The sequence below is a fragment of the Paenibacillus glycanilyticus genome (genome assembly GCF_023715145.1).
Classification (GTDB): domain Bacteria; phylum Bacillota; class Bacilli; order Paenibacillales; family Paenibacillaceae; genus Pristimantibacillus; species Pristimantibacillus glycanilyticus_A.
Map to the genome: position 1 here is coordinate 756,922 of NZ_JAMBNP010000001.1, position 22,330 is coordinate 779,251.

Here is a 22,330-nt window from a genome sequence, read left to right on the forward strand (position 1 = left end):
CAGGTTCATTCTTATATAAATAAAAAAACGCATGACCGGCTGGGCCGGTCATGCGTTAAGTCAAAAGATTAGCGGTCGTTGCGACGGTTGCGAAGGAACGCAGGGATTTCGAGCTGATCGCTCGAAGACGATGCGCCAAATGGTTTAACCGCGGCAGTTTGCGACGTGGACGACGCAGTTGTCGTTGTCTGGCGAGCTTCCGGCTCTGCTTGAGGCTGAGGCGCACGGCGCGTTGCAGCGGATGGCTTATGCTCGAAGCCCGTTGCGATTACCGTTACCTTGATCTCATCCTTCAGCTCTTCGTCGATGATTGCACCAAAGATCATGTTTACTTCCGGATCGGAAGCAGAGATAACGATCTCGGCCGCTTCATTAACTTCGTACAACGACAGGTTGCTGCCGCCTGTAATGTTCATGATAACGCCGCGAGCGCCGTCAATGGACGTCTCGAGCAGCGGGCTCATAATGGCTTTCTTTGCCGCTTCTGCAGCACGGTTCTCGCCTGTAGCGATACCGATACCCATCAGCGCGGAACCGCGTTCCGTCATAATCGTCTTCACGTCTGCAAAGTCAAGGTTAATCAGACCTGGTACTGCGATCAGGTCGGAGATACCTTGAACAGCTTGGCGAAGGACGTTATCCGCCTCACGGAATGCTTCCAGCATCGGAGTCTTCTTGTCAACGATCTCAAGCAAACGGTCATTCGGGATGACGATCAGCGTATCTACCTTTTCCTTCAGCGCTTCGATGCCAAGCTCTGCTTGTGCGGAACGCTTGCGGCCTTCGAAGGTGAAAGGACGGGTAACTACGCCTACTGTCAGAGCGCCGCATTCGCGCGCGATCTCCGCAATAACCGGAGCTGCACCAGTTCCCGTACCGCCGCCCATGCCGGCAGTAACGAATACCATGTCCGAGCCTTTCAGTTGCTGCATAACAAGCTCTCTCGACTCTTCAGCCGCTTTCTTGCCTACTTCCGGATTCGCTCCGGCGCCAAGTCCGCGAGTCAGCTTATCGCCGATTTGCAGCTTATGCTCGGACTTTGCAAGGTGCAAAGCTTGCGCATCCGTATTTACGGTTATGAAATCGACGCCTTTAACGCCGTTCTCAATCATACGATTAACGGCGTTGCTGCCGCCGCCGCCAACACCAATTACCTTTATTTGAGCGAGTTGCTCCAGATCCAAATCGAATTCCAACATCTTTCATTTTCCCCCGATCAAATAAATTCGCTAAACATATTTTTCAACCGTTCGAACATACCGGGTTTGGATGAAGCGGTGGTACCCGACTTGCGGCTTGCCGTTTTCTTCCCTGTACTTGCTGCTGCTCCTCGTACTCCCATATATTTCGACACGTATTGGATCATTCCTACCCCGCTGCTGTAAGCAGGGTCTCGCACGCCGATATAATCCGGCGATGCGATACGAACGGATGACTCCAGCTCCGCTTGCGCAAGTGCCAGCGTACCCGGCATCGTAACAGAACCTCCAGTGAGTACGTATCCGTTCACTTTATCCCCATAACCAAGCCTGCGCACCTCTTGGCGCACAAGATGGAAGATCTCCTGCATGCGCGGCTCAATAATGCTGGCCAGATCGACCTGGGAAAACTCTTTCTCTACATTGCTTCCCATGCGGGTTACTTTGAATTTCACATCGTCGGCTGCATCGTTGACAAAAGCGCAGCCGTACTTCAGCTTAATTTTCTCCGCCTGCTCCGATTGCGTGCGAAGCCCGTAGGCAATATCGTTGGTGACATATTCCCCGCCGATAGGCAAGGTTGAAATAGCGGCCAAGCTGCCTTGCTCGTAGATGGTAATCGTTGTAGAACCTGCACCGATATCGGTAAGCACCGTTCCAATCGTCTTCTCATCTTTTGTAAGCGACATAACACCAGAAGCGAGTGACATCAGGATTACTCCAGAAATCCGAAGCCCGGCTTTCTCTACGCAGCGCATTAAATTATGTATAGCCGTCTTTGCACCCGTCACAATGGTCGCTTCAACCTCAAGCCGTACGCCAATCATTCCGCGCGGGTCTGAGATGCCTTCCAAGCCGTCTACCAAAAACTGCTTCGGTACTAAATTAACGATTTCTCTTTCAGGAGGAAGCGCGACCACCTTGGCCGCTTGAACAACGCGTTCGATATCTTCCTCGCCTATTTCACGATCCTCATTGGATACTGCAACAACGCCACGATTCGTCTGAAGTGCAATGTGATTCCCTTGAATCCCAACATAGACGTCCGATATTTGAATGCCAACCATTCTTTCCGCATGCTCCACTGCGCTGCGAATCGACTGCACGGTCTGGTCAATATCTACAATAGCTCCCTTGCGAATACCCTCCGAGTCGGCAGATCCAACTCCAATAATATTAATGGTTCCGTTGCTCACTTCCCCAATAATAGCACGAACTTTGGATGTACCGATGTCCAAACTGACGATGATGTCGTTACTGCTCAACCCGCGGCACCTCCCGTTTCAACTAATTAAATTTACACAAGAATAGGGTTTAAACATTCGTCCTTCTACTTATTCAACACCTTTGATATATTCCCTCTTTTTTCAACAAAATTTTCATTTCCCTAATGTCGCGGCATTAAGCCTTATGTTATGAATCCTCATGAATGCTTGATTATCTATGAAAATATATTAAATCTGTGTATAAAATTCTACCATTCTTTCTACCTATTGAGTAGTCTCTTTTTGATCAGATTCCATATTTTCTGAAGCATTACTATTAAACGGAACATAAGTGTCCGCGAGCAGCATTGTAATCTTCCCGGGCTCCTGGGTCTCGATAACCGCATTTAGCGCTTCGATCTTCTCGGCAAGCAGGGAGACCGCCGTGATGACCTCAAATTTGGTCCGAGTGTAGATCTTGATCCGGTCTGGATAGGCCTTGGACGGATACGGGATAATCTCCGACAGGTCAGACAGCTGCTTTTCCGAGATTTGCCCCAGCTGCTTGGTCAGCTCTGCCCGGTTCGGGTCATCCGGCTTCCATCCGGAGAGCACCGGCTTGTCCATCAGAAATTCGTCGCTTAATGCCGAAACATTCGTGCCGTTCGACATAATGGCGGCCATTTCGCCGTTTGCTGACAATTCGAACGCGACTACGGGAAATTCTCTGATCGTTATTTTGACATTGCCGGGGAAGGACTTCGCGACGCTAGCTTCCTGAATCGGCTTCAAAGCCGTGAGGCGGCTCTCAACTTTGCCCTCCGATACGCCGAAGTAAGCGTCTCCTGCGGTAATGCCAGAGGCTGCCTGAATATCGCTTTTGGAAGTATATTGTGCGCCCTCTATTGTTATCGTCGTAATCTTGCTGATTGATGAGTTGAAAAATAATACAGATAAGAGAATAACAAACAATAAAAAAAGAACGGTCAGCAGTTTGCGGCTGCCCTTCCTCTTGCGCTCCGGCTCTTTCAACACAGGCACTAGCTCGCTCATAACTTGTCCCTTCCTTCTAAAAAAACATCCGGTCCTCCTTATTGGCAGGGCCGGTCGTTTCTATCCAGCTGCGATTTCACCCGATCAATTCTTCGGTACAGGAGAGTAACGCGAAATGCGCGCGCCGAGTCTTCCCAACATCGTTTCAATGCAATCATAGCCGCGGTCGATATGATGGATTTGCTCTACTATCGTTTTGCCTTGAGCGGCTAATCCGGCAATCACAAGCGCAGCACCCGCTCTGAGGTCGGTAGCTTCCACCGTTGCACCATATAGACGCGGTACGCCGCGGATGAAGGCTGAGTTCAGATCCACCCGGATATCGGCGCCCATGCGGGATAATTCATCCACATGCTTCAGGCGACCTTCAAAGATCGTTTCCTTCAAAATGCTGACTCCATCTGCCAGCGCAAGCAGGACCATCACCTGCGACTGAAGATCGGTCGGGAAGGCAGGATACGGAGCCGTTACGACTCTTTCTACTGCTCTTGGCCGCCCCGGACAGCCTACTTTGATTATATCACCGTCAACAGCGATTTGAACACCTGCACGGCGGAGCACATGAATAAGCGAGGATAAATGTGCTGGATTCGTATTTAATAGAGTGACCTGCCCGCGTGTTGCGGCAGCAGCTACCATCATGGTACCGGCAACGATACGATCCGGAATGACCTTATACGTGCAAGGCGTAAGCGACTGTACCCCTTCGATCGTAATCGTATCCGTTCCGGCACCCATGATTTTAGCGCCCATCTCGTTCAGAAATCTCTGCAAATCTTGAATTTCCGGCTCGCGTGCTGCGTTGCTTATCGTAGTGCGGCCTTCCGCAAGCACGGCTGCCATCATAATGTTCTCCGTTGCTCCAACGCTTGGGAAGGCCAGATGAATATCCGCACCGTGCAGTTTGTCTGCGCGGCAGATAATCCGGTTCCCAATCTCCTCAATTTCTGCGCCAAGAGCCTGAAGTCCTTCCAAGTGAAGATCGATTTTTCTCTCGCCGATTGCGCAGCCGCCAGGCTGATACACCTGCGTCTCTCCAAATCTAGCTAACAGCGGCCCCATCAAAAAGATAGACGATCGCATCTGTCCCATTAACGATTCCGGTACATGGGAGGTATGTGCCGTTTCCGTGTTCAGCACAACCGTATCTCCCACATGCTCAGCGCGGCATCCTAATTCGCGCAAAATGTTAAGCATTACGTCAATATCAAGCAGCCTTGGCACATGTTCAATCGTAGATGTGCCTTCCGCAAGCATACAGGCTGCCAATATCGGCAAAGCGGCATTTTTCGCTCCTTGGATAACAATGGATCCTGAGAGAGGTTTCCCGCCTTCAATCACCAATTTGTCCAATGTATCACCTCCGAATTACCGCTCACCCACCACCAATACTTCCGGCACCAGCTGAACCCCGTAGTGGTCAGCAATTGTACCTTGAATGTGAGACATGAGGGTGAGAACATCTTCAGCTGTCGCTTGCCCTCTGTTTACTATGAAATTGGCGTGAAGCTCCGAAACTTCCGCTCCCCCGAATCGAACGCCCTTTAATCCGGCCTCTTGAATAAGCCTGGCGGCAAAATCATTTGGCGGATTGCGGAACACGCTACCTGCGCAGGCCAGCTGCAGCGGCTGCGTGCGTAACCTCCGTTCCTGATAGGACGCAAGTGCTGCCGTAATTTCATCTCGGTTTCCTTCCGCAAGCTCGAACGTCGCTTCAACGACAACGCCTTTGGTCTCGTGGAGGATTGAGTGGCGGTAAGAAAATTGCATTTCTTCTCGGTCGAATCGAACCAATTCACCTGTTTCCAGCACAATCTCAGCTGATCTAAAAATACGTGACACATCAGATCCATGTGCGCCTGCGTTCATATAGACAGCTCCGCCGACCGTTCCTGGTATTCCCCCCGCGAATTCCAGACCGGTAAGTCCTTCTCTGCCCGACATTCTCGATAATTTAACAAACGAGAACGACGCGCCCGCATGTACGAGCGTTCCTTCAAAGCGCACGTAATCCAGCCCATCCCGGGTTTTGATCACTACGCCGCGGATCCCCTTATCGCTCACGAGCATGTTGGAGCCGCGTCCAAGATTCGTCCACGGTACGCCATGCTTCTGAAGCAGCCGGATGGCCGACACGAGCTGATCTTTGCCGTGTGGGATAAAGAGAACATCAGCGGGTCCGCCGATTTTCCAGGTTGTATGTTTTGCAAGCGGCTCATTGTAAAGGATCTGGCCGAGACCTGCTTGTTCCAATTCCGCAATAAATGTTTCCATGTTGTCGAACCTCCTTTTGCTTCTAGTTAGAGAGAATAAGGCTTCCGCTATGGGCATTGGCATCACTGCTTTCCGCCGCAGCGTTAGTGACTAAAGGCCCGAGCTGGGCGATGGTCACGATTTATAGAGTATCTTATGCCCTCTCCATTCCGAATGTGACAATCGCCTATGCCGCCCCGTAAACACAAAAATGGACGTCAGGCGGCCGCCTGTGAAAGGCGGCGCCATGCCGGCCATTTACGCCAATATCTCATCCCTCATCATCTTGAGTATCGGGATATATTGAGCAAAATGCCAAGAGCGGTAAGAAGAAGCGTCAGCGAGGACCCGCCATAGCTGATGAGCGGAAGCGTAATCCCCGTAACCGGCATCGCGCCGATTACTACACCGATATTAATGAGTACCTGAACGCCTACGATACCGGTAATCCCGACCGCTAGCAGACTTCCGAATGTATCCGGAGCCGAAATCGCGGTGCGGATCCCTCTCCAGACTAATATCATAAACAGGATGATAAGTGCTGCACCGCCAATAAAGCCAAGCTCCTCTGAAAGGATGGAGAATATAAAGTCCGTCTGCGGCTCCGGCAAATAGCTGAATTTCTGACGGCTCATGCCAAGACCCAGTCCAACCAGGCCGCCCGGTCCTATCGCATATAGGGATTGAATAATTTGATAGCCTGTTCCAAGGGGATCCGCCCAGGGATCAAGGAAGCCTGTTATCCGCTTCATCCTATAGGGTTCGGCAATAACCAGCGCTATAAGTCCCAACAGCCCGCTCGACCCAAGCAGGGCCAAATGTCCGATTCTCGCGCCAGCGGCGAAAATAAGGATAAGAGCAGCCCCGACCATAACCGCTCCGGACCCCAGATCCGGCTGCAGCATGATAAGGCCGAAGGCTAGTCCAACCAGACCAAGCGGCGGCAATAAGCCTTTTGTAAAATGCGTGATCGTCTGTTGTTTCTCGGAAAGCCATTTGGCCAGAAACAGAATCATCGCGAGCTTCATAAACTCGGAAGGCTGTATGCCAAAGGAGCTGATGCCGAGCCAGCTTCGGGCACCGCCGCGGACGACGCCGATACCGGGGATAAGTACGATAATAAGCAGGACGAAGCAGACCAGAAGCGCAGCTTTCGCCCAGTTTTTCCATATCAAATAATTCGCGTTCATCGTAAATAGCAAGGCGCCAACGCCAAGAACGGCAAATATAAGCTGGCGCTTCACATAATAGTATTTATCGCCAAATTCATGGAAAGCGAGCACCGCGCTCGCGCTGTATACCATTACTAATCCAATCGTCAGGATAAGCGCGATGGAGACGATCATCCAAACGTCCGGGGCGGACCTGGCTTTGGCCATAGCAAACACACCTCTTGTTATGCGTAAAGTAGGGACAAGCCCCCTACTTACAAGGTATGCGCCGATTCTTTAAAAATGCGTCCGCGCTGCTCAAAGGATGCAAACATATCCCAGCTCGCGCATGCGGGAGACAATAATACGATATCCCCGGGCTCAGCAAGGCCGGCAGCTTCTTGTACGGCCTTGCGCAAGGTAGACTCGGCGTCTTCCTCAGGTTCGACCAATCGCACATTGGTTAAACCTGCCAGCTCCGCTACGTTCGCCAGCTTGGCTCTTGTTTCGCCCAGCGCCACAAGCCCCTTCAGCCGGTTCCGGAATACGGGAAGAAGCTCCATATAATCGGAGCCCCGGTCGAGTCCTCCGGCAATCAGGATAATCGGAGAGCTCAAGGAGCCTACGGACATGATCGTTGCCGTTGCGTTTGTTGCCTTGGAATCGTTGTAATATTTGACGCCTTTCACTTCACCCGCGTATTCAAGACGGTGTTCTACGCCTCTGAATCCTTTCAGTACCGGCACCATGGCCTCGGGAGCAGCTCCAGCTGCCAGGCAGGCAGCAATTGCCGCAAGGGCATTTCCCGCGTTGTGACGGCCGGGAATGCCAAGCTCCGACACCGGGAGAATCGTCTGCTCGGTCCCATCCTCCTTGCGCCATACGATCTTATGATCGGCGCCCGATTCCTTGCCTCTTTCGAACGGAGGTTCAATGCAGACCCCTTTGTCCAAACGCACATAGAGCGAGAATGGCACGATCTTGGCTTTAACGGTGTCCGCAATCGCCCTGCAGGTCGCGTCGTCCCAATTCAGAACGGCAACATCTTCAGCCGTCTGATTGGCGAACAGCTTTACCTTCGACGCAACATAATCCTCCATCCCGCCATGGTAGTCCAGATGGGTTTCCGCAATGTTAAGCAGCAAGGCAATGCTTGGACGGAATGCCGAAGTACCCTTCAATTGAAAGCTGCTAAGCTCGGCGACGATCCAGTTGTCTTCGGTCGCAACCTCCGCCGCTTCGCAAAGCGGCGTGCCGATATTGCCGGCTACAAGCGGATTCAAGCCTGCTTCGCCAAGCAGCTCGCCAATCCAGGTCGTTGTGGTTGTTTTGCCGTTTGAACCGGTAATGCCGATAATCGGAGCTTTAGAGATCCAATACGCAACTTCAACCTCCGTTACGATTTCCACGCCATGCGCTTCCGCCTGCCGGACCGGACCGGCTGTATAAGGAATGCCCGGGTTTTTCACAAGCAAGGCCGTTTCGCTTGTCACGAGATCCTCCGGATGATAACCGCATAGCACAGAAATGCCCAAAGCAGTCAATTCATCCGCTTCGGGGCATAGGTCGCGTTCTTTTTTATCGTTAACGATCACTTCTGCTCCCAGAGCATGAAATACTTTAGCTACGCTCACGCCGCTTCTGGCTAGGCCTAGGACAACGACGCGGCGATCCCGATAAGTCGCCGGATGGTTCATAAGTACAACTCCTTTGTATGATTAGCCACTCGAATAGTTTTTGTTAGGTTCGGCATGATGCCTCCCGCCGGCCTTCAATTGAAGCGGCAGGAGACCAAACATGCCGTTGTTCCTTATAGTGCTAGAAAAAGAGCTATAACCGCAAGAAGAAGACCAACCGACCAGAACGTCGTTACGACGCGCCACTCGGACCAGCCGACCAATTCGAAATGATGATGTATCGGACTCATTTTGAAAATCCGCTTGCCGCGCAGCTTAAATGATCCCACTTGCAATATGACCGACAGCATCTCCAGTACAAACACGCCGCCTACAATGACAAGCATAAGCTCCATCTTGGTCAGAATCGCGACTGCGGCTATGCCCCCGCCAATGCCAAGCGAACCGGTGTCACCCATAAACACTTTAGCCGGATGGGCATTAAAGATGAGGAAGCCTAGTACCGCCCCTACCATTGCAGCGGAGAAAATAGCCGACTCATGCTCGGAAACCTGCAGCGCAAGAATCGTAAACGCGCCAAAGGCGATTGCGCTTGTACCTGACAACAGACCGTCAAGTCCGTCCGTAAAGTTCACCGCATTGCTTGATCCGAACAAAATGATGACCACAAACGGATAATAGAACCAGCCCAGGTCAAAGCCCCATGACGTGCCCGGAACCGTAATCATCGTGCTATGATTCATGTTGTACAGCTCCGCGCATACGATGATGGAGAAGAGCAGCTGGCCGAACAGCTTCTGGCGTGCCGTCAGTCCCAGCGAACGTTTAAATACGATTTTAATATAATCATCCAGGAAGCCAACTAGGCCAAACCCCAAGGATGCCGTAAACAATACCCAGAAATCAGGGGTCTTATCCGAAAATTTCAAGAAAGATATAAGCAGAGCCAGCATAATAATAATGCCGCCCATTGTAGGAGTGCCGCTCTTCTTCAAATGGCTTTGCGGACCGTCAGTCCGGATTTGCTGTCCAAACTTCATGCGCCGGAGAAGCGGAATGAACAATGGTCCAAGCAGAACCGCTATTAAGAATGATGCACCTAATGAAAATAAGATGACCATCGTGTCCATTATCTATCTCACCTCGCTTCTAAAGTTTGGACAATCTGTTCCATGCGCATGCCGCGCGAGCCTTTGACAAGTACCAAATCACCGGGCTCCACTTGCTCTTTCAGCCATTCTCCAAGCTTCTCTTTATCTTCAAAATGTACGATTGTCGAATCTTTCGCTTCCGCCGGAAATTGGGACAATGCCCCCGCCGACGTATGCCGCGACAATGGACCGCATGTAATAACGGCATCGGCCTTGTCCGGTGTAATATAAGCACCCGTCTCAAAATGCAGAGATTCTTCATCCGGGCCAAGCTCCCGCATATCGCCAAGCACAACCCATTTCCGGCGGAAGCCGGTCAACTGGGCGACCAGATCAATAGCGGCGCGCACAGCCGTCGGATTGGCGTTATACGCATCGTTTAAAATCATCGCTCCGTTATGCGCCTTCACCGGTTGGATTCTCATCCCCGTCAGCTCAAGACCAATCAAGCCGCTGCGGATATCCTCTTCCGAGATGCCGAACCTTCGGCCAATCGCGATTGCCGCAAGCGCGTTGCTGACGTTGTGCTGACCCGGCACCGGAATGGTATAAGGCGAGGATGCGGCATCCTGTCCTTTACGCTTCACGGCGAATGATGAAGAAACAGCGCCAACAGCAATATCGGCTGCCGACCAATCATTGGACTCGCCAAGGCCAAATGTCTGGAGCTGCGTGCCTTCCGGCAGACTCATTGCCGCAAGCTCTGCCGCAAGCAGCGGCTCATCGCCGTTATACAGCAAGATGCCGCCCGAATGAAGCCCTTGGGCAATCTCCAGCTTCGCCTTTGCAATCCCTTCACGCGAGCCGAGCTGAAGCAGGTGGGCATCACCGATATTCGTAATAACCGCCACATCCGGGCGGGCAATGTTCGTGAGCAGCTCAATTTCGCCAAATCCGCTCATGCCCATCTCAAGGACTGCCGCGTCCGTCTCTTCATCGAGCTGAAGAACGGTTAACGGAAGTCCGATATGATTATTCAGATTGCCGGCCGTCTTGTGAACCTTATAAGAGGTTCCGAGCACGGCGGCAACCATGTCCTTCGTTGTTGTTTTGCCGTTGCTGCCCGTAATGCCGATCACGCGGACATACAGTTCCTCCCGGTAGGAAGTTGCCAGCTGCTGAAGAGCCTTCAGCGTATCTCTCACGAACAGCAGCGGCGCATCCGCCAGCTCCTGCGGAACTTCACGCTTCGTCTCCCACAGCGCGGCTGCCGCTCCCTGCGAAAGTGCCTGGGCTACATAATGGTGACCGTCAAAGTTCTCTCCTACAAGCGGAACGAACAGCTGACCAGCCTGAATACTGCGCGTATCCGTGCTGACGCCGACGATCCGGATCGGTTCGCCTTTATAGGCTCTGGCGCCGCACATGTCGGCGACTTGCTCCAATGTACGATTGATCAATGTAATAATCCCCTTATCGCTTCTTTTGCCACCAAACGGTCGTCAAAAGGATGCGTAACGCTTCCTATAATTTGATACGTTTCATGACCTTTCCCCGCAATCAATACTACATCGCCCGGGCTTGCCATTTCAACCGCTTTTTCAATAGCGGCGCGGCGGTCAACCATCAGCTCGTACCGGTCGGAGGAAACTCCGTCCTTCTCAAGACCGGCTTCGATATCCTTCAGGATGAGATCCGGATCTTCCGTTCTCGGATTATCGGAAGTGACGAGTACATAGTCGGCGTAACGGGCAGCAATCGAGCCCATAATCGGCCGCTTCGTCCGGTCGCGGTCGCCTCCGCAGCCAAATACGCAGATGATACGCGGCGGAGCAAGCTCCTTCACTGCGCGCAGCACGTTCTCGAGACCATCAGGCGTATGCGCATAGTCAACGACAACTGCAAAATCCTGACCGGCCTGCACCGATTCTACGCGGCCCGGTACGCCGGGAACCGCTTCAAGACTTGCCTTGATCTGCTCTATCGTTACGCCTTCAATTAGAGCCGCAGTAATGGCAGCAAGCGCATTATAAACGTTGAACTTGCCTACCATTTGGAGCGCAATGTCCGTCTCGCCGCGGAATGTGCTTACCCGGAAAGCCGTGCCTTGCGCAGAAATCCGGATATTCGTTGCGCGAACATCCGCTTCTCGGTCAATGCCGTACGTAATCACTTCAGCCGCTGTCAGCTTGGCGAACTGCCCGGATACTTCATCATCCGCATTTAATACCGCGTAAGCGCGATCCTCTGCGTTTGCCGCGAATTCATTACCCAGCCTGGAGAAGAAAAGTCCCTTGGCTTCCGCGTACTTCTCCATCGTCCCATGGTAATCGAGATGATCCTGCGTCAGGTTCGTAAAGACGGCCGTACGGAAACGGCAGCCCTTCACGCGTCCTTGCTCAAGGGCATGCGAGGATACCTCCATCGCGCAATAGGCCGTTCCTTCCTCGCGCATAGCCGCCAAATACTGCTGAAGCTGAAGCGCCTCCGGCGTAGTACCCGACATCGGGAACGATTTCCCCGCATATCGCATTTCAACCGTTCCGATAACACCGGAGCTTTTGCCGTTATCATTCAAGATTTGTTCGATCAAATAGGTTGTAGTCGTCTTGCCATTCGTCCCCGTTACCCCGATAAGGTTCAAAGCCTTGCTGGGATGACCGTAGAAATGATCAGCCAAAACGGCCATAGCCAGCCGGCTGTCCTTCACGATCAGCTGTGGAGCATCCAGCTCCAGCTCACGTTCGACGACGAATGCGACTGCGCCTTTGGCTGCGGCCTGAGGCGCATAAGCGTGACCGTCAACGGTATGTCCCGGCAAACAGATAAACAATTGCCCCTGTTCTACCTTGCGGGAATCCGTCTCGATGCCAGTCACCTCCGCATTCCCGGAGCCTTTCAGCCTCGCTGTAATAAGCAGTTCTGCCAATTCGCTTAATCGCATGTTGTTTTCCTCCCGTGTATGTAGGTCGTTATCTCTCATTATAGTCAAGGACGATGCGTTATATCATCCCCCTTGACTATGGTAAGTCAATGAAGATGCGATATATCATCCCCCTTGACTATGGTAAGTCAAGGACGATGCGTTATATCATCCTCCTTGACTATTGTAAGTCAATGAAGATGCGATATATCATCCCCCTTGACCATTGTAAGTCAATGAGAATGCGTTATATCATCCCCCTTGACCATTGTAAGTCAATGAGAATGCGTTATATCATCTTCATCGCCTAGATAAATCCGTATCGTAGAACCCTTCTCCACCCTCGCGCCAACTGCCGGAGCCTGGCGGATGACGATCTTGCCCGAGCCGGCTGACGACAGATTGAAGTTCATGTTCATATCCTCGTAAATATCCGATACCGATTGGCCAACCAGGTTAGGCACGGACACCATCGGAAGCTCGCCAAGCTTATACTTTTTGTCAATCTGCTTATCGCGCGGCGGAACCTGCAGAACCGTGAGAGCATCCTCCATAATACTGCGCACGATTGGAGCTGCCACGACGCCGCCGAATTGAATGCCTTGCGGATTGTCGACCGCCACGTAAATGACGATCTCCGGTTTGTCTGCCGGAGCGAAGCCAACAAAGGATACGATATGTTCATTTGGAGAATAACGCCCATTAATGACTTTTTGCGCAGTACCTGTTTTCCCGCCTACCCGATAGCCGTCGATGAAGGCATTGCCGCCTGTTCCGAGCGCAACGACACTTTCAAGCGCTTCACGCACCTGCTTCGACGTGTCTTCCGAGATCACCTTGCGTACCGCTTCCGGTTCGATCTGCTGAACGGTTTCGCCGGTCTGCGGATTGATCCAAGCCTTGGTCACATGGGGTTTATACAGGGTACCGCCGTTAATTGCTGCCGAGACGGCAGCAATCTGTTGGATTGGCGTCACCGATACGCCTTGCCCGAAGGCGGTTGTAGCAAGCTCGACAGGACCAACCTTATCCAACTTGAACAGGATTCCGTTCGCTTCGCCAGGGATATCAATACCTGTTTTTGTACCAAATCCGAAGTTTTTAATATAATCGAAAAGCTTCTCTTTGCCAAGCCGATTACCAAGGTTTACAAATCCCGGGTTGCAGGAATTCTGTACAACCTCGAGGAAGGTCTGGCTGCCATGGCCGCCTTTCTTCCAGCAGCGAAGCCTTGCCCCTCCGATTTCAACCGCACCGGGATCAAAGAACGTTTCATTCTTCAGATTGACCTTCTTCTCTTCGATGGCGGCAGCGAGGGTAATAATCTTGAACGTCGAGCCTGGCTCGTACGTCATCCAGATCGGTAGATTGCGGTTATAGATTTCGCTTGGAAACTCCTTGTAGTTGGCCGGTTCATAGGTTGGCCGGCTGGCCATGCCGAGAATCTCGCCGTTGTTCGGATTCATCGCAATGGCAATAATGTTGTCCGCTTGCAGCGCGGTCATTGCTTGATCGAGCTCCCGCTCCATCACCGATTGAATCTGCTGGTCAATCGTTAATTCCATCGTTAACCCTTGCTGAGGCGCCTTATAGGTATCCGATGAATTCGGCATCGATTTCCCGCCTGCATCGGACAAGTAAGAAACATTGCCGTCTATGCCCGTCAGCATATCGTTATATTTGGCTTCCACGCCCGATAGCCCTTTATCGACGCCGGTAAATCCAAGGAGATGGGCAGCGAGGCTTCCGAACGGATAATAACGGTTATTGTCCTCTGCAACAACGATGCCCGGCAACCGCAAGTCCCTGACCTGCTGGGCCTTATCAAGCGACATTTTCCTTCCGCCCGGCTTAAGCTCAACAATACGCGTTTTCTTGGAGAGCAGCTTGACCAAACTTTCCTCGGTCATGTCCAAATAAGGCGCAAGCCTGGCCGCAGTTGCCTGCTTATCCGGGATTTGCACGGGTATAGCAAGTACAGACGGCGTACTTACGTCAAAAGCCAGCTTTACTCCGTTACGGTCCCAGATCTCGCCTCGCTTCGCCTTATAAGGAATTTCACGCCGCCAGGAATCCTCCGCTTTGGCCGCCAGCTTCTCGCCTTGCCAGAGCTGAACATAAGCAAGCCGGAATATCAAGCCCGCAAAAGCCGCTGCGCAGATCAGTAAAACAATAAACAGCCGGCGACGCAACGTTACATTTGATACCTTCATCCTTGTTCCCCCTTACGCCTCATCCTTCGGCTGAGCATACGCTGACGCTCATTCCCAACCTATGAGGGACAAGTGGGGGATAGAACAAGCTATCCATCAATTATTGAGTATTTGTCGTTTCAACCTTCTGGTCATCCTTTGATACCGTGCTATCCGAATCGGAATCGGTCTTGGAATCATCCGTACCCGCGGATCCCGTCTGCGGCGACAGCGTAAGCTCCAGCAGACGCTCGCCGTTTTTCGTAACCTGCTTCTGCGAGGCGACATAACCTTCGCCCTTCACGGTTACGCGAATATCCAGAACGGAGGCAATCTCTAGAGCATCGCGCAGGGAGATCCCCGTCATATCCGGAATCTTCAGCTTATCGCGCTGCTCCGTAATCAAGTACACCTTCTGGGCAGGATGGACGGAAGCACCGGACGCCGGGACTTGCTGCACAACCTTCGTCCCGCCGCCTACAACCTCAACATTCAGGCTGCGAGATTTCAGTTGGGTTTTCGCTTGGGATACCGTCAGGCTCGCAAGCTTGGGAACGGTAACCGTCACTTCTTTCTTCTCGTTCTCGGTGCCGATGATATTTGGCGCAACGCCCATATGCTTCAAGCTTTTGTAGACAATATCCTTGAAAGCAGGCGCTGCAACAGCGCCGCCGCCCGCGAGCGAATCATTAGGCTCGTCAACTACGATATAAAGGACTATCTTCGGATTCTCGACAGGCGCATAACCGATAAATGATACCACAAACTTGTCTGTCGAGTATTTGCCATTAATAACCTTTTGTGCCGTACCCGTCTTGCCTGCTACCCGATAACCTTCGATGTAAGCGTTGCGGCCAGTGCCAATCTCTTGGTCCGACACGACCTGCTCCAGGTATTCGCCTACCTTCTTCGAGGATTCCTTCGAGATGACATTGTCGCGAATGACTTTCGGCTCCGTTTTGACTGTTGTTTTGGTATTTGGATCATATACTTGCTTCACGATATGCGGTTCCATGAGCTTGCCGCCATTAGCTACGGCTGCGACTGCGGCGACCTGCTGCAAAGCGGTAACCTGCACTTTACCTTGACCGAATGAAGCACGGGCGATGTCGGAAGGAATAGATAAGTTCACGTTAATGGCGCCTGCAGCCTCACCGCCAAGCTCGATCCCCGTTTTATGACCAAACCCAAACCGGTTAATATAATCCATAAGCTTCTCTCCGCCAAGCTGTTCCCAGCCAAGCTTTACGAAGGCAACGTTACTGGAGCGCTTAAGTCCCTCTAAATATGTAATCGTGCCCCAGCCTACCTTGTTAATATCTTTAACCGGTGCCCCCGGTACGGCTATAGAGCCGGAATGATAGGTTGCGTTCGGATTAAAGATCCCTTCCTGAACGGCGGCAGCCAGCGTTACAATTTTGAACGTAGATCCCGGCTCATATAAAGACTTGATGGAATGGTTATATGCATTCTCAAAATTGCTGTCCCAATACGTATTCGGATTAAAGGTCGGATAATTGGCCATCGCCAAAACTTCCATCGTATTTGGATCTGCCGCTACAGCGGTAATGCTTTTGGGATGATACTTCGCATTGATGTCTTCAAGGGCTTTTTCCACATAATTCTGAATATCCATGTCGATCGTCAGCGCAATATCCTGACCATCCTTAGCCGGCTTGTATTCAACCTGGCCCTCCGCGAGCTGGACGCGCTTGCCGTCCTTCTCGTACTTGAGCTCTCCATCTTCGCCCTTCAGCTTATCATTGAAGAATGACTCAATCCCCGTCGCCGCCTGGCCTTCCTTCGTCACGTAGCCAAGGAGCTGCGAAGCCATGGAATTACGAGGGTAATATCGCTTCTGATCTTCAAACAGATATATACCGACGTCTTTAGCGTCATACTTCTTTTTTAACTCATCCCGGAAGGCGATGACTTTATCCGCAAGCTCCTTATCAATCTTCCATCCTTCTTCATGAATCTCGCGCTGCTGATAGAATTTGCCGTCCTTTTGTGCCGTGACGATCTTAAGCAAATCGGCTTCCGGCTTGTCCAGCAGTTTATGAAGCCCTTCGGCTACCTCGTCAGCGATATTCAACGTGTGTATCATATTCGGATTCACGGCCACGTTATAAGCAATGGAGTCCATAGCGAGCATGTTGCCGTCTCTGTCAGTAATTGACCCCCTCTTTGCTATGAGCTTCTCTTCAGCCGCCCATCTTGACTTGGCTTTATCATACCAAAAGTCGCCTTTTACCACCTGCACCCAATAGATTCTGCCGATCAGAACAACAAAAAGGAGGGTCATTATCCCTCCAAACAACAACGTACGAAGTTTAATTCGTTTCACCATATGCGTCACCTATTCCGTCTTAGCGGATTGTGTTTTTACCATGATGTCCGGCTGTTCATTGCTTGCCATGCCTTGTGTCTCAGCCATTCTGCGGATCCGCTCCGGATCACTCAGCATCTCGACTTGCTTCTGCAACTCTTTCATATCAATGCTCATGGCCGTAGATTGATTTTTCATCTGTTTGATTTGAACGCGCATATCGTAGTTTTTGGCGTATTGATTCACGATGACGCCAAGCACGATGACGCAAAATACAACGGTAAACATATACAGCAGCTTTTCTTGAACGGGAATCGACTTGCGCTTCACAACAATTCGTTTCGTCTCGCGGACGGTCGGCCGCTGATCCGGCTTACGCTTTGGCTGCATCGCCAAATTGCCGTTAATATAAGCCAATGAAAGAACCCCCTCTAACCTACAATTTTTCTGCGACACGCAGCTTGGCCGAACGAGAGCGAGGGTTAACTTCGAGCTCCTGCTCTGTCGGAACAATCGGCTTGCGGTTCACTAACCGAAGCTTTCCTGTGCCGCCGCATACGCATTTCGGAAAAGCCGGCGGACAAGTGCATTTTTCAACATAACTCGCAAATAATTGCTTGCAGATGCGATCCTCTAAGGAATGGAACGTAATTACGGATACTCTCCCGCCTGGCCGAACGCATTTAACCGCTTGCTCTAATGCATCCTCTTCAGCGCCAAGCTCGTCATTTACTGCGATCCGGAGAGCTTGGAACGAGCGCTTGGCCGGATGACCGCCAGTCCGTCTCGCTGCAGCCGGAATTCCGGATTTGACCAGCTCGGCAAGCTCTCCGGTCGTTTCCACCGGCGCATTCTCGCGAGCCTGGACAATCTTGCGTGCGATCGATCTTGCGAACTTCTCTTCACCGTAAACATGCAGAATCCGGGAAATCTCCCGTTCCTCCCAGCTGTTTACGATATCATAGGCTGTTAAGACGCTACCCTGATCCATCCTCATGTCCAGCGGCGCATCATGGTTGTAGCTGAAGCCGCGATCCGCTTCGTCCAGCTGCGGACTGGAGACGCCAAGGTCGAACAGGATGCCGTCTACCTGCGGAACACCGTCTACGATCGGAACGTCACACGTTAGCAGCATTTCTTCCAAATAACGAAAATTGCTTTTGACTAGCGTTACTCTATCCATATAGGGAGCAAGCCTTACGCGTGCGTTATCCAGCGCTGCATCATCCTGGTCAAATGCGATCAAACGCCCTCCACCGCTCAGCTGGGACACAATTCTTTCACTATGACCTGCGCCGCCAAGCGTACAGTCGACGTATATGCCGCCTGGCTTGATCGCCAGTCCGTCAACCGCCTCTTCCAATAGCACTGTAATATGCTGAAACACGCTAACATCCTCCCATTCATGTTGTTTACTCTAGAAGTTGAAGTCGAAATCGACCAATTTCTCCGCGATCTCGTTGAACGCCTGCTCGGATTGCTCGTAGTAACCTTCCCACGTCGATTTGCTCCAAATCTCAACGCGGCTGGATACGCCAAGCACCATACAATCCTTGTCCAGCTTCGCATATTCGCGAAGATGGGCTGGTATGTTTACCCTTCCCTGTTTGTCCAGCTCGCATTCCGTTGCTCCGGAAAAGAAAAACCGGGTAAACGCGCGGGCATCCGACTTCATAAGAGGCAGCGACTTCAGCTTCTGCTCAAGCACGCCCCACTCGCTCATCGGGTAAACAAACAAGCAATTGTCCAATCCGCGGGTTGCGATAAAGCTGGTACCAAGCGAATCCCGGAATTTAGAAGGAATAATAATGCGGCCTTTCTCATCAATGGTATGTTGATATTCACCCATGAACATGAGATTCGCCCCACCCCTTCCCCCATATCCTCCACTTCGCACCACATTTCCCCACTAAGATACAGTAGTTCGCCACCTAAAATAAAAATCCTGCTCCATGAGCAGGATTTTTGAAAAATAATTCATATGATTAACCGTTTGGTTGATTCGGATCATCCTCGTCTTTCTTATCTTCTTCTTTCACGGGTGACTCGTTGCCGATCTTTGGCGGAGCAGGGACAGAATTCCTCGCCCGGCTGCGGCTTCGGCCGCGAAGCCAGTAAATCGGGAGCCCGATAAGAAGAAGCAGAAGAAGGACCGGCAGGGCGCCTGCAACAAAGACGAGCAGTCCCTGCAGGACGCTAATCATGGCGTCGACGCTGTCGTTTAAGGCTTGAGACATTTTATCGCCCAGGCCGTCCTCAACGGAATTTGTCCCCGACTTCGCATCCGGCTGATACAGCCTCAGCTCAATTGTGGAATAAGACACGTTGTTGTCCAGGTACCGGATTCTGCCTTTCAGCCGTTCGATATTTTCCTGAACCGTAGCCAGCTGCTCCGAGAACTTCACCAGATCATCTGCTTTTGTAGCCTTATCCATGAAATTAAGCAGTCTTTCCTCTACCACCTGCTGTGCCTTTAGACGCGACTGCAGATCAACGTACTCCTCCGTGACATCCGTCCCGCTGATCTGACGTTCGAATTGCTTATGCTCTATCCCGTCATCAAGGCGGTCAATGAAATCCATAAAGCCCGCCGCAGGGACTTTGATCGTATAAGTGGAGCTCTTCTCGCCGTTATATTGACCATCCTGGAATTGCAAAATATAGCCGCCGGACTGGTGAATGGCATTGCGGAGTGCCGTAGCCGCCCTATCGTAATCAACGGCTTCTATCGTTAAATTCCCTTTATAAATCAGCTTCTGATTCATTCCGGTTCCGGTGCCTTCTGCCGCAATCTCGCCGATTGATCCGCCGTCAGCGTCTCCGCCCGCGGCAGCAGCAGGGGCTTCGACAGAGCTTGATGCCGTTTCCGTATTTACTTGCGCCTTGTTATCCAACTTTTGCTCTGGCATGGCCGCCCCGCTGTTAGCCATAGACGCTGCTTTATCCATATTCCCGTTAGCGGAGGAACATCCTCCCAGAATCATTGCAACCGTCGCAAGCATGAGCAAGAAGGTATACCATTTTGTCTTTTTACTACGCATCTTAACTCCCCCTTTTATATGATTCATCGTCCTAGACGAACAAGAATTGGAAAGGTTGCACGAGGGAGTTAAATACTGTTAAATTCTCAATCCGCTTAAAAATGATTCAATCAGCTCTATGGCAAGCTTGGCGGTCTGATCCGCTTGATCAAGAAGTGGATTAACTTCCACGAACTCGGCAGAGGATAACCTGGCAGACAAGGCTAATAGCCGCAGCGCCTCCCTCGCTTGATCCGAGGTTAAGCCTTGCCGCACCGGCGTGCCCGTGCCCGGTGCTTCGGAAGGATCTATGCTGTCGATATCAAAGCTGAGATGAATGCCGTCTGTTTCATTCCCCGCCTGCCGAAGCGCTTCAGCGATCACCTTAGTTATGCCAAGCCGCCTGATATCTGCCATTCTGTAGCAGGTGATTCCCTCCGAACGTATCAGCGCCTCCTCGGCAGGATCCAAATCGCGGGATCCGATGAGGACAATATTGCCGGGAGCAACCGTACCCGCTCCCGGCAATAAATGAGACAAAGTCAGCTGGGCCCTTCCTAGGGCGACCGCTAGCGGGATACCGTGCATATTGCCGGAAGGGCTCGTTAACTCCGTGTTCATATCGGCATGCGCGTCGATCCATATGACCCCAAGCCTTGGGAAATGAGCGGTCATCCCGGCAAGCGTCCCCATCGCCAGACTATGATCGCCGCCTAGAACAAAAGGGAATCGACCGGCAGATATTGCGGCATCTACCGCTCCGGCCAATGCCATCCCCGCCTTGATTACTTCGGTTGAATGCTTCATAAGCACTTGCATTGGAGGAGCATGAGTACCGGAAGCTGCAATCTCCTTGAGCTCTATAATGCCGCAGCCCTGCTGCTGCAAACGCTGCAGAAGGCCAAGCCGGATCAAATGCCGGGGGGCCTGCTCGCTGCCGGGATTACCGGCACCAAGGCCAAACGGAACGGATAATAACGAAAGTTTCGGTTTCGTCATATTTGAAACACTTCCTGAATCCGCTCCAGCGCCCAGTCGAGCTCCTCCTTCGATATAATTAACGGCGGGGCGAAGCGGATCGCCGTTTCATGGGTTTCCTTGCAGAGCAAACCGATCTGGAACAAGGCTTCGCAATAAGCCCTCGCTTGCACGGATAGCTGCATGCCGATAAATAAGCCTTTTCCCCGTACTTCGATAATATCTTCGTGGCTTATCGCTTGAAGTGACTGCTTGAAGTAACGGCCAAGCTGTTCCGACCGCTCAGCCAGCTTTTCCTCCTCCATTACCTTGAGCGCCGCCAGCGCGACAGCCGATGCCAGCGGATTGCCGCCAAACGTTGAACCATGCGATCCCGGCTCGAACAAGCCCAGCACATCATCCCCGGCCGCAACAGCCGATATCGGCAGAACCCCTCCTCCAAGCGCTTTCCCAAGGATGTAGACATCCGGAGCGACATCTTCCCAGTCACAGGCAAACCGCCTACCTGTACGACCAAAGCCCGTTTGTATCTCGTCGGCCATAAATAATACATTCTGCTGTCTGCACAGTTCGAATGCCTGCTTCAAGTAACCATCGGGAGGTAGAATCACACCCGCTTCACCTTGAATCGGTTCAACCAGAAAGGCTGCCGTATTCGGCGTTATCGCATTGGCAAGGGCTTCAACATCGCCATAGGGGATAATTTTAAAACCCGGGGTAAACGGTCCAAAGCCCGCACGGTATTGCGATTCAGAGGAAAATGAAGTAATCGTAATCGTACGGCCGTGGAAATTCCCCTCGCATACGATAATCTCGGCCTGACCGTGAGGTACGCCCTTGATCCGATACGCCCAGCGGCGAGCTGCCTTTAACGCCGTTTCCACTGCTTCCGCCCCTGTATTCATCGCCAGAATTTTGGACTTGCCCGTAAACTCGGCCAGCTTCTTGTATAACTGGCCAAGCTGTTCGCTGTGGAAGGCTCTTGAAGTCAGCGTCACCTTATCCGCCTGCTCCTTGAGTGCACGAATGACTGCCGGGTGCCGGTGTCCATGATTCAGTGCCGAATAGGCACTTAGCATATCCATATATCTCCGGCCTTCCGGGTCCTCGACCCACACCCCTTCTGCATGCGTTATGACAACGGGAAGCGGACTATAGTTGCGTGCACCGAAACGATCCATAAGACTTATCGTGTCAACGGAGCTTCTCATATGTGCAATCCCTCCTTGTTTCATTCTACGGTGATTGCCGCAAGTCCCATGACCGCAAAAAAAAGAACGCGCCCTCCCGGCACGTCCT

General features: G+C 51.9%; 18 protein-coding genes. All 18 read right to left on the reverse strand.

Going from position 1 to position 22,330, the window contains the following annotated elements; all coding sequences use genetic code 11:
- Positions 1-68: 68 nt before the first annotated feature.
- Positions 69-1,199, reverse strand: coding sequence for a cell division protein FtsZ (gene ftsZ / locus M3194_RS03530; RefSeq protein ID WP_251651628.1), 1,131 nt, complete (start codon positions 1,197-1,199; stop codon positions 69-71).
- Positions 1,200-1,216: 17 nt separating this feature from the next.
- Positions 1,217-2,464, reverse strand: coding sequence for a cell division protein FtsA (gene ftsA, locus M3194_RS03535; RefSeq protein WP_251651629.1), 1,248 nt, complete (start codon positions 2,462-2,464; stop codon positions 1,217-1,219).
- 225 nt (positions 2,465-2,689) lie between these two features.
- The gene (locus M3194_RS03540; RefSeq protein ID WP_251651630.1) at positions 2,690-3,457 is read right to left on the reverse strand and encodes a cell division protein FtsQ/DivIB; all 768 of its coding nucleotides are present in this window, start codon (positions 3,455-3,457) and stop codon (positions 2,690-2,692) included.
- Between the two features lie 84 nt (positions 3,458-3,541).
- On the reverse strand, positions 3,542-4,810 hold the full coding sequence (gene murA / locus M3194_RS03545; protein ID WP_251651631.1) for a UDP-N-acetylglucosamine 1-carboxyvinyltransferase: 1,269 nt from the start codon (positions 4,808-4,810) through the stop codon (positions 3,542-3,544).
- A 15-nt stretch (positions 4,811-4,825) separates the two neighbouring features.
- Positions 4,826-5,731 (reverse strand): UDP-N-acetylmuramate dehydrogenase, encoded by a 906-nt coding sequence (gene murB / locus M3194_RS03550; RefSeq protein WP_251651632.1) that lies wholly within the window; start codon positions 5,729-5,731, stop codon positions 4,826-4,828.
- A 260-nt stretch (positions 5,732-5,991) separates the two neighbouring features.
- Complete coding sequence (gene spoVE / locus M3194_RS03555) at positions 5,992-7,089, reverse strand: stage V sporulation protein E (RefSeq protein WP_251651633.1); 1,098 nt, start codon at positions 7,087-7,089, stop codon at positions 5,992-5,994.
- Between the two features lie 47 nt (positions 7,090-7,136).
- Positions 7,137-8,558 carry a UDP-N-acetylmuramoyl-L-alanine--D-glutamate ligase gene (murD, locus tag M3194_RS03560; protein ID WP_251651634.1) on the reverse strand — a complete coding sequence of 474 codons (1,422 nt, stop codon included), beginning with the start codon at positions 8,556-8,558 and terminating at the stop codon, positions 7,137-7,139.
- Between the two features lie 113 nt (positions 8,559-8,671).
- Positions 8,672-9,628: a phospho-N-acetylmuramoyl-pentapeptide-transferase gene (gene mraY / locus M3194_RS03565; RefSeq protein ID WP_251651635.1), complete on the reverse strand. Its 957-nt coding sequence runs from the start codon at positions 9,626-9,628 to the stop codon at positions 8,672-8,674.
- A gap of 8 nt (positions 9,629-9,636) precedes the next feature.
- The gene (locus tag M3194_RS03570; RefSeq protein ID WP_251651636.1) at positions 9,637-11,049 is read right to left on the reverse strand and encodes a UDP-N-acetylmuramoyl-tripeptide--D-alanyl-D-alanine ligase; all 1,413 of its coding nucleotides are present in this window, start codon (positions 11,047-11,049) and stop codon (positions 9,637-9,639) included.
- On the reverse strand, positions 11,046-12,533 hold the full coding sequence (locus M3194_RS03575; protein ID WP_251651637.1) for a UDP-N-acetylmuramoyl-L-alanyl-D-glutamate--2,6-diaminopimelate ligase: 1,488 nt from the start codon (positions 12,531-12,533) through the stop codon (positions 11,046-11,048). The genes M3194_RS03570 and M3194_RS03575 overlap by 4 nt, the downstream gene beginning before the upstream one ends.
- 254 nt (positions 12,534-12,787) lie before the next feature.
- Positions 12,788-14,725: a stage V sporulation protein D gene (locus tag M3194_RS03580; RefSeq protein WP_251651638.1), complete on the reverse strand. Its 1,938-nt coding sequence runs from the start codon at positions 14,723-14,725 to the stop codon at positions 12,788-12,790.
- A 100-nt stretch (positions 14,726-14,825) separates the two neighbouring features.
- Complete coding sequence (locus M3194_RS03585; protein ID WP_397334263.1) at positions 14,826-17,054, reverse strand: penicillin-binding transpeptidase domain-containing protein; 2,229 nt, start codon at positions 17,052-17,054, stop codon at positions 14,826-14,828.
- Positions 17,055-17,063: 9 nt separating this feature from the next.
- Positions 17,064-17,450, reverse strand: a complete 387-nt coding sequence (ftsL, locus tag M3194_RS03590) for a cell division protein FtsL (RefSeq protein WP_251651641.1) — start codon at positions 17,448-17,450, stop codon at positions 17,064-17,066.
- A 19-nt stretch (positions 17,451-17,469) separates the two neighbouring features.
- A complete protein-coding gene (gene rsmH, locus M3194_RS03595; protein ID WP_251651642.1) occupies positions 17,470-18,420 on the reverse strand; it encodes a 16S rRNA (cytosine(1402)-N(4))-methyltransferase RsmH in 951 nt (316 codons plus the stop codon).
- A 30-nt stretch (positions 18,421-18,450) separates the two neighbouring features.
- The gene (gene mraZ / locus M3194_RS03600) at positions 18,451-18,888 is read right to left on the reverse strand and encodes a division/cell wall cluster transcriptional repressor MraZ (RefSeq protein WP_251651643.1); all 438 of its coding nucleotides are present in this window, start codon (positions 18,886-18,888) and stop codon (positions 18,451-18,453) included.
- A gap of 130 nt (positions 18,889-19,018) precedes the next feature.
- Positions 19,019-20,074, reverse strand: coding sequence for a DUF4349 domain-containing protein (locus M3194_RS03605; protein WP_251651644.1), 1,056 nt, complete (start codon positions 20,072-20,074; stop codon positions 19,019-19,021).
- A 78-nt stretch (positions 20,075-20,152) separates the two neighbouring features.
- A complete protein-coding gene (gene rocF, locus M3194_RS03610) occupies positions 20,153-21,052 on the reverse strand; it encodes an arginase (protein WP_251651645.1) in 900 nt (299 codons plus the stop codon).
- A complete protein-coding gene (locus M3194_RS03615; RefSeq protein ID WP_251651647.1) occupies positions 21,049-22,242 on the reverse strand; it encodes an ornithine--oxo-acid transaminase in 1,194 nt (397 codons plus the stop codon). Before M3194_RS03615 ends, rocF begins: the two co-directional genes overlap by 4 nt.
- Between the last annotated feature and the right edge of the window lie 88 nt (positions 22,243-22,330).

What these genes read in the sequence shown, in the direction of transcription:
- M3194_RS03540 (WP_251651630.1), bottom strand. Translation starts at nt 3,457, where the DNA reads ATGAGCGAGCTAGTGCCTGTGTTGAAAGAGCCGGAGCGCAAGAGGAAG.
- spoVE (WP_251651633.1), bottom strand. Translation starts at nt 7,089, where the DNA reads ATGGCCAAAGCCAGGTCCGCCCCGGACGTTTGGATGATCGTCTCCATC.
- murB (WP_251651632.1), bottom strand. Translation starts at nt 5,731, where the DNA reads ATGGAAACATTTATTGCGGAATTGGAACAAGCAGGTCTCGGCCAGATC.
- mraY (WP_251651635.1), bottom strand. Translation starts at nt 9,628, where the DNA reads ATGGACACGATGGTCATCTTATTTTCATTAGGTGCATCATTCTTAATA.
- M3194_RS03615 (WP_251651647.1), bottom strand. Translation starts at nt 22,242, where the DNA reads ATGAGAAGCTCCGTTGACACGATAAGTCTTATGGATCGTTTCGGTGCA.
- rocF (WP_251651645.1), bottom strand. Translation starts at nt 21,052, where the DNA reads ATGACGAAACCGAAACTTTCGTTATTATCCGTTCCGTTTGGCCTTGGT.
- M3194_RS03580 (WP_251651638.1), bottom strand. Translation starts at nt 14,725, where the DNA reads ATGAAGGTATCAAATGTAACGTTGCGTCGCCGGCTGTTTATTGTTTTA.
- M3194_RS03585 (WP_397334263.1), bottom strand. Translation starts at nt 17,054, where the DNA reads ATGGTGAAACGAATTAAACTTCGTACGTTGTTGTTTGGAGGGATAATG.
- murD (WP_251651634.1), bottom strand. Translation starts at nt 8,558, where the DNA reads ATGAACCATCCGGCGACTTATCGGGATCGCCGCGTCGTTGTCCTAGGC.
- mraZ (WP_251651643.1), bottom strand. Translation starts at nt 18,888, where the DNA reads ATGTTCATGGGTGAATATCAACATACCATTGATGAGAAAGGCCGCATT.
- M3194_RS03575 (WP_251651637.1), bottom strand. Translation starts at nt 12,533, where the DNA reads ATGCGATTAAGCGAATTGGCAGAACTGCTTATTACAGCGAGGCTGAAA.
- M3194_RS03605 (WP_251651644.1), bottom strand. Translation starts at nt 20,074, where the DNA reads ATGCGTAGTAAAAAGACAAAATGGTATACCTTCTTGCTCATGCTTGCG.
- ftsZ (WP_251651628.1), bottom strand. Translation starts at nt 1,199, where the DNA reads ATGTTGGAATTCGATTTGGATCTGGAGCAACTCGCTCAAATAAAGGTA.